The 14292-nt window shown below is 41.0% G+C and carries 16 protein-coding genes; 4 read left to right on the top strand and 12 right to left on the bottom strand.

Going from position 1 to position 14292, the window contains the following annotated elements; all coding sequences use genetic code 11:
* The first annotated feature begins 247 nt into the window (after positions 1 to 247).
* From scfA to SG0102_RS06675, 3 genes are all read left to right on the top strand, one after another.
* Positions 248 to 391 (top strand): six-cysteine ranthipeptide SCIFF, encoded by a 144-nt coding sequence (gene scfA, locus SG0102_RS06685; RefSeq protein ID WP_125119225.1) that lies wholly within the window; start codon positions 248 to 250, stop codon positions 389 to 391.
* Positions 392 to 492: 101 nt separating this feature from the next.
* On the top strand, positions 493 to 1980 hold the full coding sequence (gene scfB / locus SG0102_RS06680; RefSeq protein WP_125119224.1) for a thioether cross-link-forming SCIFF peptide maturase: 1488 nt from the start codon (positions 493 to 495) through the stop codon (positions 1978 to 1980).
* Between the two features lie 60 nt (positions 1981 to 2040).
* Positions 2041 to 3438, top strand: coding sequence for an aminotransferase class V-fold PLP-dependent enzyme (locus SG0102_RS06675; RefSeq protein ID WP_125119223.1), 1398 nt, complete (start codon positions 2041 to 2043; stop codon positions 3436 to 3438).
* 176 nt (positions 3439 to 3614) lie between these two features.
* Here SG0102_RS06675 and SG0102_RS06670 read toward each other — a convergent pair whose 3' ends face one another.
* The 5 genes from SG0102_RS06670 to SG0102_RS06650 all read right to left on the bottom strand — a co-directional run bounded on the left by SG0102_RS06670 (position 3615) and on the right by SG0102_RS06650 (position 7332).
* The gene (locus SG0102_RS06670; RefSeq protein WP_125119222.1) at positions 3615 to 4055 is read right to left on the bottom strand and encodes a GNAT family N-acetyltransferase; all 441 of its coding nucleotides are present in this window, start codon (positions 4053 to 4055) and stop codon (positions 3615 to 3617) included.
* Between the two features lie 44 nt (positions 4056 to 4099).
* On the bottom strand, positions 4100 to 4444 hold the full coding sequence (locus SG0102_RS06665) for a hypothetical protein (protein WP_125119221.1): 345 nt from the start codon (positions 4442 to 4444) through the stop codon (positions 4100 to 4102).
* A gap of 84 nt (positions 4445 to 4528) precedes the next feature.
* On the bottom strand, positions 4529 to 5854 hold the full coding sequence (locus SG0102_RS06660; RefSeq protein ID WP_125119220.1) for an MATE family efflux transporter: 1326 nt from the start codon (positions 5852 to 5854) through the stop codon (positions 4529 to 4531).
* Between the two features lie 338 nt (positions 5855 to 6192).
* On the bottom strand, positions 6193 to 6768 hold the full coding sequence (locus SG0102_RS06655; RefSeq protein WP_125119219.1) for a DUF1016 N-terminal domain-containing protein: 576 nt from the start codon (positions 6766 to 6768) through the stop codon (positions 6193 to 6195).
* A gap of 54 nt (positions 6769 to 6822) precedes the next feature.
* Entirely contained in the window at positions 6823 to 7332 is a 510-nt protein-coding gene (locus SG0102_RS06650; RefSeq protein WP_157982990.1) for a GyrI-like domain-containing protein, read from the bottom strand.
* A 303-nt stretch (positions 7333 to 7635) separates the two neighbouring features.
* On the opposite strand from SG0102_RS06650, the gene SG0102_RS06645 reads away from it, so the two are divergent.
* Positions 7636 to 8613 (top strand): alpha/beta hydrolase, encoded by a 978-nt coding sequence (locus SG0102_RS06645; protein WP_125119217.1) that lies wholly within the window; start codon positions 7636 to 7638, stop codon positions 8611 to 8613.
* Positions 8614 to 8637: 24 nt separating this feature from the next.
* Here the strand turns inward: SG0102_RS06645 and SG0102_RS06640 are convergent, their stop codons facing one another.
* From SG0102_RS06640 to SG0102_RS06615, 7 genes are all read right to left on the bottom strand, one after another.
* The gene (locus tag SG0102_RS06640) at positions 8638 to 9264 is read right to left on the bottom strand and encodes a lactate utilization protein (RefSeq protein WP_125119216.1); all 627 of its coding nucleotides are present in this window, start codon (positions 9262 to 9264) and stop codon (positions 8638 to 8640) included.
* Between the two features lie 65 nt (positions 9265 to 9329).
* Positions 9330 to 10928: an NlpC/P60 family protein gene (locus tag SG0102_RS06635; protein ID WP_157982989.1), complete on the bottom strand. Its 1599-nt coding sequence runs from the start codon at positions 10926 to 10928 to the stop codon at positions 9330 to 9332.
* Positions 10929 to 11004: 76 nt separating this feature from the next.
* The gene (locus SG0102_RS15665) at positions 11005 to 11211 is read right to left on the bottom strand and encodes a zinc-binding dehydrogenase (RefSeq protein ID WP_231999870.1); all 207 of its coding nucleotides are present in this window, start codon (positions 11209 to 11211) and stop codon (positions 11005 to 11007) included.
* Positions 11148 to 12002, bottom strand: coding sequence for an NADP-dependent oxidoreductase (locus SG0102_RS06630; protein ID WP_231999869.1), 855 nt, complete (start codon positions 12000 to 12002; stop codon positions 11148 to 11150). Before SG0102_RS06630 ends, SG0102_RS15665 begins: the two co-directional genes overlap by 64 nt.
* On the bottom strand, positions 11999 to 12439 hold the full coding sequence (locus SG0102_RS06625; protein ID WP_125119214.1) for an Rrf2 family transcriptional regulator: 441 nt from the start codon (positions 12437 to 12439) through the stop codon (positions 11999 to 12001). The genes SG0102_RS06630 and SG0102_RS06625 overlap by 4 nt, the downstream gene beginning before the upstream one ends.
* Before the next feature lie 99 nt (positions 12440 to 12538).
* The gene (locus SG0102_RS06620; protein ID WP_125119213.1) at positions 12539 to 13090 is read right to left on the bottom strand and encodes a flavin reductase family protein; all 552 of its coding nucleotides are present in this window, start codon (positions 13088 to 13090) and stop codon (positions 12539 to 12541) included.
* Between the two features lie 11 nt (positions 13091 to 13101).
* Positions 13102 to 14265 carry an iron-containing alcohol dehydrogenase gene (locus SG0102_RS06615; protein WP_125119212.1) on the bottom strand — a complete coding sequence of 388 codons (1164 nt, stop codon included), beginning with the start codon at positions 14263 to 14265 and terminating at the stop codon, positions 13102 to 13104.
* Positions 14266 to 14292: the final 27 nt, after the last annotated feature.

Genomic DNA, 14292 nt, shown 5'->3' with positions numbered 1-14292 from the left:
AAATTGTTTTAGCGGGGATTTCATCACATTGCTCATTAAGTAAGCAAATATTTATCAAACTTTGCAACAGTCATACACTTATCCGATCGTCTATACCTTTTGAAATATAAGCCATATGCAGAGTCCTATCAGCAAAGACATGATCTACAAACTCAATTGTCATCACCGAGTTGTGTATTGTCTGGAATATCATTATGTGCTACAATTCTTGTGAAAGATTAAATTCTAAATGAGGAGGAGAATCATTATGAATAGAATTAAAACTCTTGAAACTAAAGACCTTTGCGCAAGTGCAAAAACTGGCGGATGCGGCGAATGCCAGACTTCATGCCAGAGTGCTTGTAAAACAAGCTGCGGTGTTGCTAACCAGCAGTGTGAAAAAACGAAGTAATAGTTGTCTTTAGGCACATTTCTGATACCGCCGCTAAGGCGGTTCTTTTATTGTCTAACCAGACAATTATGAAAAAAATAAACAAATGGAGTGAATTATAAATGGTACATCAGTATAAATTGAACAATTACAACATTGTTCTCGATACGTGCTCAGGTTCAGTACATTCCGTTGATGATGTCGCTTATGACATCATTGCCATGTATCCTGATCACCCGGAAGAAGAAATCGTGAAGGCAATCATGGAGAAATATGGGGACAGACCCGATGTAACTCCCGAAGATATTCACTATTGCATTGAAGATATTACAACCTTAAAAAATAATCATAAATTATTTACCCCAGATACTTATGAACCCCTTGCTGGGGAATTCAAGAAAAGAAATATTGGGGTGATCAAAGCCTTATGTTTACATGTTTCCCATACCTGTAATTTAAACTGTGAATACTGTTTTGCCAGTCAAGGGAAATACCATGGTGAAAAAGCCTTAATGAGCTTAGACGTCGGGAAACGCGCCATTGATTTCTTAATTGAAAACTCTGGTTCACGACGTAACTTAGAAGTCGACTTCTTTGGCGGTGAACCCCTTTTAAACTGGGATGTCTGTAAACAGATTGTGGCTTATGCCCGCGCGAAAGAAAAAGAAGCTGGGAAACATTTTCGTTTTACCGTAACAACTAACGGCATGCTCATTGATGATGACGTGATCGATTTCTGTAATAAAGAGATCAGCAACGTGGTGCTCTCATTAGATGGCCGTAAGGAAGTTCATGATCGTACTCGCGTAGACTATAAAGGTCATGGCAGCTATGATCAGATTGTTCCTAAATTCCAGAAAATTGTGAAAGCCCGCGGCGGCAAGAACTATTATATGCGAGGCACTTTCACCCATAACAATACGGACTTCACAAAAGATGTGTTACATATGGCTGATCTTGGCTTCACCGAATTATCAATGGAACCAGTGGTCTCAAAACCTGATGATCCTCTCGCTTTAACGAAAGAAGACTTACCAGTCATTAAAGAGCAGTATGAATTACTAGCTAAAGAAATGTTGAAAAGGGATCGGGAAGGAAGAGGCTTTACCTTCTATCACTATATGATCGATCTTAAATCAGGACCTTGTATTTATAAACGTATTTCCGGCTGCGGCTCGGGAACGGAATATATGGCCGTAACCCCTTGGGGTGACTTATACCCTTGCCATCAGTTCGTGGGTGAAGAAAAATTCAAATTAGGGGATATCTACCACGGTGTGACTAATCATGAAGTGCAGGAAGATTTCCGCTGCTGCAACGCGTATGCGCGTCCTGACTGTCAGGACTGCTGGGCAAAACTGTACTGTTCCGGCGGCTGCGCAGCCAATGCCTACCATGCGACCGGCAGTGTCAAAGGCATCTATGAATATGGCTGTGAATTATTCCGTAAGCGTATGGAATGTGCAATCATGCTGCAAGTGGCCGAAGACTTAGAAGGCATCGATGGTTCCGTCAGACACGGCTATACCTCAGCGAACTTCTCTGTTGGCGAAGGCAACTTAGCTGATGATGACTGCAGTGATTGCTCATCTGATGATTGTGCAAATTAAAATATCAGTTAAACTACCAAAAGAAAATCTTTTGGTAGTTTTCATTAGACTATCGAAAGGATGATGACATTGAAAGTCCATAAAACCTATACCCCCGTAGCCGACTTTATCGAAGACTATCTGGAAAGTAAGCCTGTTCGCGCTCATATGCCTGGTCATAAAGGGATCGATCCCACCCATCAGCACGAGGCCATCTATGCCCATGATCTTACCGAAATCACCGGCGCTGATTCCCTCTATGAAGCAGAAGGCATCCTATTACAAAGCGAAGAGATCGCCACCGCGCTCTTTGATTCTTATCATACCTATTATGCGGCGGGCGGCTCTTCCCAGTGCATCAAAACGATGTGCGCTTTAGCCTGCGCCTATCATTACCAAAGCCACACGAATCGTCCCCTGATTTTAGCGGGCCGTAATGCGCATAAGACCTTCATCCATGCCGCAGAGTTATTAAAATTTGACATTAAGTGGTTAAATGGCTTAGATCATGATTCCTTATGTGAATGTAAGATCACTCCTAATGCCCTAAAAGAAACACTTTCTACTTTAGAAACACGTCCTTGCGCTCTTTATCTGACGAGTCCTGACTATCTTGGAAATATCCTTGATATCCAAAGCCTCGCTAAAATATGCCATCAGCATCATATCCTGCTACTTGTCGATAATGCCCATGGCGCTTATCTTAAATTCATGAATGCCCCCTTTATGCATCCGCTTGATGCCGGCGCAGATTTAGCCTGCGATTCTGCCCATAAAACCTTACCAGCCCTTACCGGCGCCGCTTATCTTCATATCAGTAAACAGGCGCCGCAGATGCTTTTACAGCTCTCTTCAAGAGTAAGAGATGACAGCGTGATGTTTGGCTCAACCAGCCCTTCTTATCTGATTATGGAATCCATGGACAAAGTTAATAAGTGGCTGATCACCCATCCTGATGCTTATAAACAATTTGCTTTAAAAGTCAATACATTAAAACAAGAGATCAAATCCTTAGGTTTTCATTTACGAGAAAGTGAACCATTAAAAATCACCATCTCCGTCCCTCATCAGGGCGCATCATTGATGCAGGCATTAACCGCTTTACATATTGAATGTGAATATGCCGATCCAGACTTTGTCGTGATGATGTTATCACCGCTTAATAGTGATGACGATCTGTGGCGCATTAAACGCGCCTTTACTTTATTATCTCATGATGAAAAATATCTTCAAAACAAAGAAGAAAGTTTCAAAACAGACCTTCCAGAAGTAAAGTATCAGCCTTATGAACTTCTTTTTGCTTTAGAAGAGGAAGTCACTGTCGATGACAAATGTATCGGACGCATTTGCGTGCGCTGTCATATTGGCTGTCCGCCAGCTATTTTACCAATTGTCCCGGGGGAAGTCATCAATGCGCAAACAATCGCGATTTTAAAGAAATATGGCATCTCTACTATTCATGTTCTTAAAGAGCGTTAGTGAAAAAAAGGTGATGAATGCGTTCTCCATTCATCACCTTTTTGATTGAAACTTAGGCTTTTAAATAGCCTATATAATGGAATTATTGAAAGCCCCTTATGCCTATAAGATCGCCCGATTGCTAGGATCAGACTCCGTAATCGGTTCATCTCAAAAATAATCGTGTTTACGCACGATTACTTGAATGACTTTCCCATCAGCATAACGACATTCTCTTTGGTAAAGCCATACTTACTATAAAATGCGGGTAAAGCGCCCTCGCTTTGGGTAATCAGATGGACACCAACGATCCCCTGCTTCTTTAGATCAGCCAAACACTGCTCTAATAAGGCCCGGCCAATGCCTTGGTGCTGATACGCAGGCGCGACCGCTAGATCATTGATCTCAAAAAAGCGACCATAAGAAAATAACATCGATGAGCCTAAGATAAAGCCTGCGACCTCACCATTTGCAACATACTCTAGGCCATAAACGGTTGGTGTATGGATGAGTTCTTCAACATGAATGATCGCATCAGCGACCTGCCAATGATCATACCATGGTGAACCGTTAAAAGCATCAGCATAGATTTGGCCATAAAGAGTGCTGTGCGCTTTATTTAATGGTTGAATAGCCATGATTTCACATCCTTTCCTTGTTATTGTATCACAAAAACAAAGGATTAGACTTCACGGACAAAGACATATTCATCACGCTCTACGGCTTCTTCAAAGAATGCCCGCATATGTTTTAAGATTTCTGGATGCTTCACTTTATTAAGGTCATACTGCTTGAGATCTTCTAAATAATCATTGGCATCCACTAAGACTCTGCGTAAGGTTGCAAAAGGTCCAAATAAGGTATTATAATCACGTGTTAAACCACACCAGTGGGAGCGCCAAATATCTTTTTGTCCAAAAATATCTTCAATGTAGCTTTCACTGACATACATTGCACGATCCTTTTTATAAAAGATGACTTGATCTTTATGATCATGATCATCGAGGCAGAAAAAATCTTCGTTCATAAAACGCCTTCCTTTCTCTGCCTCTAGTATAGACACGATTTCTCTTTTAATTCAATAAAGAATTATCATTTTGCGTACTTTTTATTAATTGATCGTATGCATCCATTTCTTGGAGCGGAAGATGATAATCGAAATAATCAGTCTGACAACTTCTTCCTGCGACAAAATCAAATAAACAGAAACAATCGGTAAATGGAAAACAAGGCCAGAAAGCAAAGCTAATGGGACACCTACCCCCCAAGTGCCAATCGTATCGATGAACATAATATAGTGGGTAAGACCGCCGCTGCGAATAATCCCCCCGCCTAAGATCATATTTTCGACTTTAATAGGCATCAGAAAGGCAAATACCAAAAGCAGGGAAGAACCGATCGATTGCACATGATGATCAACCTGATAAATACCCACGTAGGGGGTGCGGAAAATAAGTAAAGCGACAGCTAAAACAGCCGAACCAATAAAGCCATAACGCATTAAAGTTTTACTATGGTGATAAGCTTCTTCATAGTGTTTTTCCCCAAGGGACTGACCAATGAGAATACCTGCCGCCTGAGAAAGACCGCTTAAAGCGCCAATGAGCATGCCCTGCACGGGTCCCGTCAAGGACATGCCGGCTAATTCGCTGGTACCCATATGCCCATAGACAAAAGTATTCATACTCTGCCCTAACGTCCATAAAAATTCACTTAATACCACCGGTGCTAACATTTTGATATATTGTTTGGTGCGCTTTTTGCCCAAGGCAAGAGATGGATGAAAAGCGCCATAGAGTTTCAAAAATAAGAAAGTAAGTAGAATCATACTGACAAGCTGAGAAATGACGCTGGCAATTGCGGCGCCGGTGATGCCTAATTGCGGCATCCCAAAATGGCCGAAGATCAAAACATAATTGAGACTGGTATTGATGATGGCAGAGAGAATACTGACATAAAGCGGCCAGGGAGACTTGCCATGGGTGCGAATCGGCACGGCTAATAAGCTTGTTAAACCTAATGGGATATAGGAATAGCCAATGATGCGTAAGTATTTCATCCCTTCGCGAATCACCTGTTCATCTTTGGTAAAAAGATGAAGAAACGGTCGCGTAAAGCCTAATGAAATAGCGGTAAATAGAAAGCCAAAGACAATGGTGACTAAACCATTCACGGTGATAGCTTTTTCTTCTGATAAGTGATCCTTTTGCCCGATATACTGGGCAATCATTATTCCGGCAATGGTGCAGATAGCATTGACGATAAAAGCGTAGATAAAGGCTGGCTTCCCAGCGATTTCTACGCCGGCGATCGCTTTTTTGCCTAACTGACCGACCATGACCTGATCAATCATCGAGAACGATGATTGTAACATTGACTGCAAAGCGACAGGAATTGCAATGGCGAAAACGGCTTTGCGAAAGTTTTGTATGTCCATAGAATTCCTCCTTTCCCTTTCATTCTACAAGAGCCATAAAAAGGCCACAATAAGCCTTCAAACAAAAAAAGGAATATGATATGTTTCTTACCTTTTTTACATTTTAAAAAGGCCATCACTGGCCTTTGATTAGAATTTTCCGGAGTTAGTCAGTTCCTGACGATCAGGGACAACTTCTTCTACTTCTCCATCACGAATACCTCTTAAGTATAATGCCTCCGCATTTTCCATTTGTAACGACATTGCTCATCCCTCCTTGTTTTTCTTATTTATAATATATATTACATTTAAATCGTCAAGGATATTCCATTAAAAAAGAGAAAGCCTCAGCTTTCTCTCTAGTCATTAAGATTTTGTAAAAAAGCAGAAAGAATATTTAGGTTATTCTCTTCACTTTCATAATTGATGGTTTCATCATATAAGTGACTCGGCACGCTCTCTTCACGTTGCGGTGAACGATTATGCGCCTGGGCATAATAATCAATCAGAATATTCCAATGCAGACTCCGTGTATCCCATTGACGGATCAGCGCCTTCTGCTCATACCACGCTCTTTGTTTTTGATCATAGACCTGTAAAAGAAGCTGGTAATGCGGCCATGATAATAATGGCTTCTTTAAAGCATAGTCTTTGGAAAACTGTGGGAATAGCTTATAAAAATGGATACAGTTTAAAAGAAATTCAATTTGAAAACCTTCTCCATATACACGCATGAGTTCGTGAGATAAATAGTAAAGTCCTTCCTGATGAAATTGCTTGATAAATTCCTTTTCTACAAGAGTTTTACCTAGCAGCCAATTACGTAAGGTCAGCGCATGCTTATCCTTATGTTTTTTGGCATCATCAATAATTGCCTTTATATCCTTAATATTTTTCATCATTTCCTGATTTTTCTGCATATTTACAATATTCATAAAATAAACGATCCTCCCAAAACGTAGTAAATTATGATTATTTGTATTTTTTCTTTACAGCTGTGCACCTTTTAAAACGGGCATCCAAATCGCACATTCGTAAGCTGGTGATGCAGGATCCTGATCACTGTACACTTCAATGATCATGTCACGCATTGCGCCATGTTTGAGCCCTTCACTGGGCAGCCATTTTTCATAAATCTCGGTATTTAAAGACTGCAAACTATCTGGCAGTGGTCCCTGCGTCGTAAACATCGCAAAAATGCTTTCTGGCACTTCCAATATTTCCAGACCGCTAGGCACCTCTCCCCCGGAATATAAACCAGCGATCCAGTAATCAAGCTTACCATCTTTCATCAAACATATGCCATAAGCTCCAATATGATTATCTAACATCGCCTGCTCTAAAGCATTTTCGGGTGTCATAGTATTGTAAAGATGCGCAAAACGCTGGCGGTAGCCTTGCTCCCAAAAAGCGGGACATTCTTCATAGCCTTTTTGCGGATCAATGAACGTATGATAACCAATAAAGGTTAAAGATTGCTTTTTATAGGATACATCCATAAAACACCTCCGTAATTCTATAGGGTTCAAGTCACATATTTGTCTCATGCATAATTTGTTTGTGATAAATCTTTTTCTTATATCCTGTGATCGTATTCATTTCTTTGATTACTATTATTGTAATAAGCGAACAATCGCTTGTCAATTTCAAAAAGCATAATTTTATCTCCTTATATTCGCATATTTTTGAATCTAAACTATATTTTTTTCATAGCTTTTAAGCATAGCAAGCATAATTTTTAAGCGTTTTTGTAATATAACTCTATATTTTATAATATTCCTGTAAAACAAGGAGGTTTCCCTATGGATTCATTACAGTTAACACAAGAGTGGGATAAAGTTTTCCCACAAAGTGATCTTGTCGATCACCAGAAAATCACCTTTACCAACCATTTCGGCATCACCTTAGCAGCTGATCAATATACGCCAAAACATTATGAAGGCAAACTGCCTGCTTTAGCGATTTGCGGTCCTTTTGGCGCCGTCAAAGAACAGGCCAGCGGTCTTTATGCGCAGACAATGGCAAAACGCGGTTTTTTAACGATTGCTTTTGATCCTTCCTTTACCGGTGAATCGAGCGGTACATTACGTGATGTCTTCTCTTTAGATATCAATACCGAAGATTATCAGGCAGCGGTCGATTACCTTTCTAATCTTGATCTTGTCGACCCAAAGAGAATTGGGATTATTGGTATTTGCGGCTGGGGCTGTATTTCTTTAAACGCCGCTGCCAATGATCCGCGTATTCAAGCCACCGCAGCCATTACCATGTATGATATGCCGCGTGTTGGCGCTTGGGGCTATTTTGATCAAGGCACCGCCGCAGATCGTTATGAAAGTAAAAAACAGATTGCAGCGATGCGCACAAAGGAATATGCCACAAAACAGTATGCCAAAGCTGGCGGCTGCTTTAACTACCCTGCTCCTGATGATCAGCCTGATTTTGTGAAACAGTATAGTGCTTACTATAAGACGAAACGTGGTTATCATCCACGCTCTGTCAATTCGAATGATGGCTGGCTGATGCAGGCACAGACTGGCTGGATGAACAATGCTATTTTAGCGCATCCCGAGGATCTAAAAAATGCCGTTTTAATCGTTCATGGTGAAAAAGCCCATAGCCGTTATATGGGTGAAGATACTTTTAAAAAATTAACTGGTGACAATAAACAGTTACTGATTGTCCCTAACGCAACCCATACGGATTTATATGATGGCGGTGAGAATCATGTCATTCCTTTTGATGACATCACTGCTTTCTTCAATCAGTACTTATCGTAAAACCTGAGGATTTCCTCAGGTTTTTTAAAAGCCTAGATGATCATTAACCAAGATGACATGAATGCGATTTTGATGCCGCGAATAGCGAGTGATGAGAAACTGACAACAAAGCGTATCGGGCGATAAACAGTTTAAGCATGAGCCGGTTTTCTTACATGGCGTTTGCACATCGAAACGCTGCGCATTAATAGGCGCAGCGACGTTGCGAGCCCTTTTCATTGCCTGATCAACGTCGCTGCAGATTTTTTGCATACCGACAATAAAGATCACCTTTTTTGGCCCTTGGGCAATATAAGAAACACGATTAGCATTGCCGTCAATGTTAACAAGGACACCATCACTGCTCATGGCATTGACACTCGCAATAAAAACATCCGCTCCATAACCAGCTAATAAGCCTTCACGTTTCACCATCCTTTGCCGATCAATAAAAGTGTAATGACCGTTTTTTAAAGTATCTGTTAAACCAATCTCACGGGCACTTTCACAGCCGCCCATGGCGACACAGCTCCCTTCAGGAATCAGCCTTAAAGCGATCTGCAATGCCTCTTCCTTACTCGATGCATAATAACCAGTCATATTGCGTTTTTGTAAATGCGTAATGACCTGCTTCGCTAATAACTCATTTCTTTCTTTGATATACAAATTCATATAATTCACCTCGCTTATAGTATAAACGATTTTCTTGTACGTAAAAAGCCTGCCAAAGCAGACCTTTATAATTTCAAGCGGCCAACCGCTACTAAGTTATCGGTAATAGCATCGCCTTCGACTACCGAACCATAAGCCTTTTTCAAATAAGGTGTTGTCGAAGGACCACGCGCTCCTAAATCCGTACCTGAAGAGATATACATTTCGACATGCGTAATGTTTTTAAAACGACCATTTTTATGCGAAGAGATAAACATAATATCTCCCGGACGTAAAGCATCAATCGTCTTTGGCGCTTTAAAGAGCCGCCCATGGGCTTGACAATATTTCGCAATATTCGCCGCGACCGGTGCACTGTTACTGCCGAAGTTGATCCCATTTTTCTTATACGTACGCCAAATAAAAGTTGAACAGTCAATCGTTGATCCGGTTCGGCCTAAAGAGAAACGCGGCTTGGTGCGGGCTAACGCATAAGCATCATGAACAAGCTTATAAGTACGTTTGTTCACACACCAGTACTGACGGGTATAGGTTAAACCATCACCTTTGATGGTCATATCCATCTTCCCTAAATGATGGGCTGTCACTTGATGATGATCATTCATCGTTACCGCTGACGTATTATGCGGCGTCATCGTGACAGGTGTCTGACCGCTCATCCCTGACATAGAGAAGTGACTTTTCTGATTGGCTAAAAGAATCGTCTTCTCTAAATTATCAAATTTCAATTTAGAAATAATCATTCGTCTTTTGAGCACTAAACCATCAACATAAATCTTACATGGGGCATTAACCGCATAACGAATACGCACTTTGCCCTGATCGCTCGCTTTGGTAATGATCTTCCCCTGTAAGCTGGCAATTGCCGGATACTTGGCTTTTTCATTCACGCCATGCGTATCGACATAGATCCGTTTACGGCTTTGTTTACTGACACCTTTGATCGGCAGTTTTTCAATTTCAAAGTTGTTAGGAACACAATAAATAATCTTTTCCGCAATTTGCGGATCGCTGACCGTCGCCTTCATCGTCTTAGTTTTGATGATTTTACTTGTGACAGTTACTTTTAACCGCGCTGTTTCCGTCACTTCTTTTTGATCAGCCGTATCCCCAACGACATGTTTATAAGTTGCAGTAATGACGCAGGTCCCTGGTTTTACCGCCGTTAATGTACCCTTTTCATTAAGCCTTGCAACATCGCTATGACTATTGCTTAGCTTCGCTTGCTGATTTGTTTGAATGGTGACTTGATCCCCTAAATTCAAAGATAAAGAGGTATAGTAAAAAGCGAGCTTCTCTTTATTTTCGAAGTCGTTATTATGTTTCTTTTCTTCTTTTCCTTTTTTATAGAACACTTGTGACAGGCGCACTGATCCTTTCTTCACGCCGGTTACCATCGCGCCCTTCTTGTTTGTTTTCACAATCGCCTTATCATTACTGCTTAGCCAGGTCACGGTCCCTTTTTGTTTTTCATTCGTTACCTGTACATGTCCGCCAATACCGACATAAACATGCTCTTTCCCTTGATAGTTTCTTGTTTTCGCAATCGCTTCATTGATTTCTTTCTGTGATAATGTTTTTGGCAGTTTCTGCGCTGCTGAAACAGTGCTAAGATTGCCAATACACATCAGCGAAGCGAGCATCATAGATAATACTTTTTTCACTTTCATTTCCCCCATATGACCATTATTATACCATGTCTCAAAGTGATGGGAACCTGAATTGATGAAAAAGGTACGCTTAATCCATGCGAATGATCGTCTTTCCTTTTGAATGACCAGATCGTACATGCGCTAACGCCTCATTGATCTGATCTAATGTATAAACCGAATCGATCGACGTTTTTAAAGGATGATCTTTATCAAAAAAGTTGGTACATCTTTCTAACTGCTGACCATCTTCATGCACAAAGAGGAAATCATACGTCTGATGCTTTTTGGCAGCCATACGATCGAATTTACGATCCGCAAAGCCAAAAAGCAGCTGTTTTCCAAAAGATTGCCCATTCTTTTCGCGAAGCGACGATTAGGCATCCCACGTAATGAAACAAGATGTCCGCCTTCTTTAAGAATTGCAAATTCATTTGGTAATTCGCGATCACCTAACGTATCGAGGACATGATCGACGTTAGATAAGACATTAACGTAATTTTCCTTTTTATAATCAATGAACTTTTCCGTGCCCAACGCGCGTACCCGCACTTCATTTTCGCCATTTCCATTGGTATATACATGTAAACCAAGATGCTTGGCAATGGGAATAGCCATTGCTCCTAAACTGCCCGTACCACCGGAAATAAAGAGCGAATCACCGGCTTTCACGTGCATCACGGCAAAAGCCTGCATGGCTGTTAACGCAGTCAATGGCACGCTCGCTGCCTCTTCAAATGAAAGGTATGTTGGCATAAGTGCCATGGCATCTTCAGACACGCTGATATACTGCGCAAAAGCGCCAATGTGATGAAGCGGTAAGCGGCCATAAATATGGTCCCCGACTTTAAACCTGCTGGCCGATTTTCCTACCTGCTTCACAACGCCGGCACATTCATTGCCCATGACTAATGGCAAACTATAAGGCACGATTAATTTAATATCACCATTCATGATTAGTAAATCAAGGGGATTCACCGCCGCGGCTTTGATGGTAATAAGGACCTCATGATCGCCGCAGACAGGTGTGAGGATGTCTTTGCTTGCTAAATCTTTATCATTTTTGTTTGTGAAAAGTGCTGCTTTCATGAGTCTTTCTCCTCGTTTTCTTGAATATGCTTTTTCATCTTATGAATACAATCCGCTAAGGTCATCTTTTCTAATTTTCGTGTGAGCTCCTGCTCAGTCTCCTGAAACATCGATCCTAATACTGGTTTAATATTATGACCGACAATACACGCATCATTAGGATTCTGATGCAAATCAAAAAGATGCATAGAATCTGTCTCCATTACAGCTTGATAAATATCCAAAAAGGTAATATCTTCAGGCTTGCACATTAAGGTAAACCCGCTTTTCCCGCGGCTGCCGGCAATCATTCCCGCTTTACTCAAACGGGTCGTCAGTTTACGGATATAGCTGGCATTAGTGCCTACACTATTGGCAATTTGATTGGAATTCATAGGACTTTCTGATTCCGATATGAGAATCAGCGTATGAATGGCTGAAGAAAATTTCGTATCCATCTTAACCCTCCTGCACTTAAGTTGCGATATATTCTGTCTGCCCATTTGGTAAGGCAATGCATGCAAAAGAAAACCCAGAACCTGTGTTCTGGGCCTTGCTTATTTTAATTTCATGCCATCTTTATAGGCATGACCAACTTTTTCGCCAACACCATAATAAGACATTGAGAAAGGATCAAAACTGATTGGCTGCAGTTTGTAAATATCAACCTTGCCATTGCTGATGATACTTTCATCAGCGGATACATTAACAATCTCGCCAACTAAAATATCATCTTCATAAGATTTCACTTTACACTCTAAGGTGAGTGGTAATTCATCAATGCATGGGGCATCGACAAAGCTGCTTTTGGTGGCATGAAAACCGGCTTTCGCAAATTTATCAGGTACTTTTTTACCAGAGACAAGGCCAACATAATCACAAGCCGTGACCTGATCTTTGGTCCCCATGGATACCGTAAAAGCCTTATGCACTTTTAAGTTATCCGTCGTTTTATGATCTGCTAAACTAATGGTTATTTCTTTATAATCAGTGGTAATCCCCCACGCCGCATTCATCGCATTAGGAACGCCATTTTCATCATAAGTGGCAATAATTAATACGGGCTGAGGATACATTAATGGTTTAGCGCCTAAATTCACTTTACTCATTGTGTTCTCCTTTATAATGATGCTCTAAAGATGGCAGCGATATCTTCCTGGGTTAATGGGGCCCAAGCCTCTTCGAGCCCTTCGTTATCGGCAACGTGTTTAGCCATTTCATCAATACGGCTTTCATCAATACCAACATCTCTTAAATGCATTGGGATATCAATCGATTCAAAGAATTTATAAGTGGCATCAATGGCCTCGTTCGCAATAGCCATTGGATCCTTATTGGCATCAATACCAAAGACATTGACACCGTATTTCACAAAACGGCCAACGGTCTTTTCATTTAAGATATGACGCATCCATCTTGGTGTAATAATTGCTAAACCAATACCATGGGTAATATCATAGTAAGCAGATAAGGCATGTTCCATACCATGGCAAGGCCAAGATGAACCGCTGTTTCCTAATGAATAAATACCATTACAGCCATATGTACAGTCAAGCATCATTTCCGCACGGGCATTATAATCTTCTGGGTTATCTAAACATTTACGGGCATTGACCATTAAGCTCTTTAAAGCTGCTTCCATAAAGCCATCATTTAATAATGTCGAATCTTCACAGAAATACTGTTCCATAATATGGTTCATCGCATCCGCGCAGCCGGCAGCGGTCTGCTTTTTAGAAACGGTAAAGGTATAGGTTGGATCTAAGAAAGAAACAGCTGGGAAAAGCAACGGATCCATATAGCCAATCTTATCATTGGTATCAGTTCTCGAAATAACGCCGCCGCAGTCGTATTCACTGCCGGTTGCAGCTAAGGTAATAATATCGACAATTGGCAATGCGCTCTGGGCTTTCACCTTTTCGGTAATGAGATCCCATGGATCACCATCATATTTAGCCCCCGCCGCAATCGCTTTGGAACAGTCTAAAACACTGCCTCCGCCAACGGAAAGAATAACATCCACATCATGTTCTTTACACATTTTCACGCCATCTAAAACGCTTGGATCATACTTAGGGTTAGGCTGAATGCCGGATAATTCATAGATCTCAAAATCTTTTAAAAGATCTTTTACTTTGTCATAAAGACCAATCTTTTTAATACTGCCGCCGCCGTAAGTTAAAAGAATCTTTTTGCCAAAAGGTTTCATCACTTCTGGTAACTTCTCTACGACATCTTTTCCAAAAATTAATCTTGTTGGTGTTTGATAATCAAAATTCTGCATAGTTATCTCCTTTCAATTTTGAGGTTT

Origin of the sequence: Intestinibaculum porci, from assembly GCF_003925875.1 — a bacterium.
GTDB classification, from domain to species: domain Bacteria; phylum Bacillota_I; class Bacilli_A; order Erysipelotrichales; family Coprobacillaceae; genus Intestinibaculum; species Intestinibaculum porci.
The sequence above is the reverse complement of the archived record's forward strand: the minus strand, read 5'-3'. Positions and strand labels throughout refer to the sequence as shown.

Excerpts from the sequence above, each read along its gene's own strand:
- scfA (WP_125119225.1), top strand. The coding sequence starts at position 248 with ATGAATAGAATTAAAACTCTTGAAACTAAAGACCTTTGCGCAAGTGCA.
- scfB (WP_125119224.1), top strand. The coding sequence starts at position 493 with ATGGTACATCAGTATAAATTGAACAATTACAACATTGTTCTCGATACG.
- SG0102_RS06675 (WP_125119223.1), top strand. The coding sequence starts at position 2,041 with ATGATGACATTGAAAGTCCATAAAACCTATACCCCCGTAGCCGACTTT.
- SG0102_RS06670 (WP_125119222.1), bottom strand. The coding sequence starts at position 4,055 with ATGGCTATTCAACCATTAAATAAAGCGCACAGCACTCTTTATGGCCAA.
- SG0102_RS06665 (WP_125119221.1), bottom strand. The coding sequence starts at position 4,444 with ATGAACGAAGATTTTTTCTGCCTCGATGATCATGATCATAAAGATCAA.
- SG0102_RS06660 (WP_125119220.1), bottom strand. The coding sequence starts at position 5,854 with ATGGACATACAAAACTTTCGCAAAGCCGTTTTCGCCATTGCAATTCCT.
- SG0102_RS06655 (WP_125119219.1), bottom strand. The coding sequence starts at position 6,768 with ATGAATATTGTAAATATGCAGAAAAATCAGGAAATGATGAAAAATATT.
- SG0102_RS06650 (WP_157982990.1), bottom strand. The coding sequence starts at position 7,332 with ATGGATGTATCCTATAAAAAGCAATCTTTAACCTTTATTGGTTATCAT.
- SG0102_RS06645 (WP_125119217.1), top strand. The coding sequence starts at position 7,636 with ATGGATTCATTACAGTTAACACAAGAGTGGGATAAAGTTTTCCCACAA.
- SG0102_RS06640 (WP_125119216.1), bottom strand. The coding sequence starts at position 9,264 with ATGAATTTGTATATCAAAGAAAGAAATGAGTTATTAGCGAAGCAGGTC.
- SG0102_RS15665 (WP_231999870.1), bottom strand. The coding sequence starts at position 11,211 with ATGGCTGCCAAAAAGCATCAGACGTATGATTTCCTCTTTGTGCATGAA.
- SG0102_RS06630 (WP_231999869.1), bottom strand. The coding sequence starts at position 12,002 with ATGAAAGCAGCACTTTTCACAAACAAAAATGATAAAGATTTAGCAAGC.
- SG0102_RS06625 (WP_125119214.1), bottom strand. The coding sequence starts at position 12,439 with ATGGATACGAAATTTTCTTCAGCCATTCATACGCTGATTCTCATATCG.
- SG0102_RS06620 (WP_125119213.1), bottom strand. The coding sequence starts at position 13,090 with ATGAGTAAAGTGAATTTAGGCGCTAAACCATTAATGTATCCTCAGCCC.
- SG0102_RS06615 (WP_125119212.1), bottom strand. The coding sequence starts at position 14,265 with ATGCAGAATTTTGATTATCAAACACCAACAAGATTAATTTTTGGAAAA.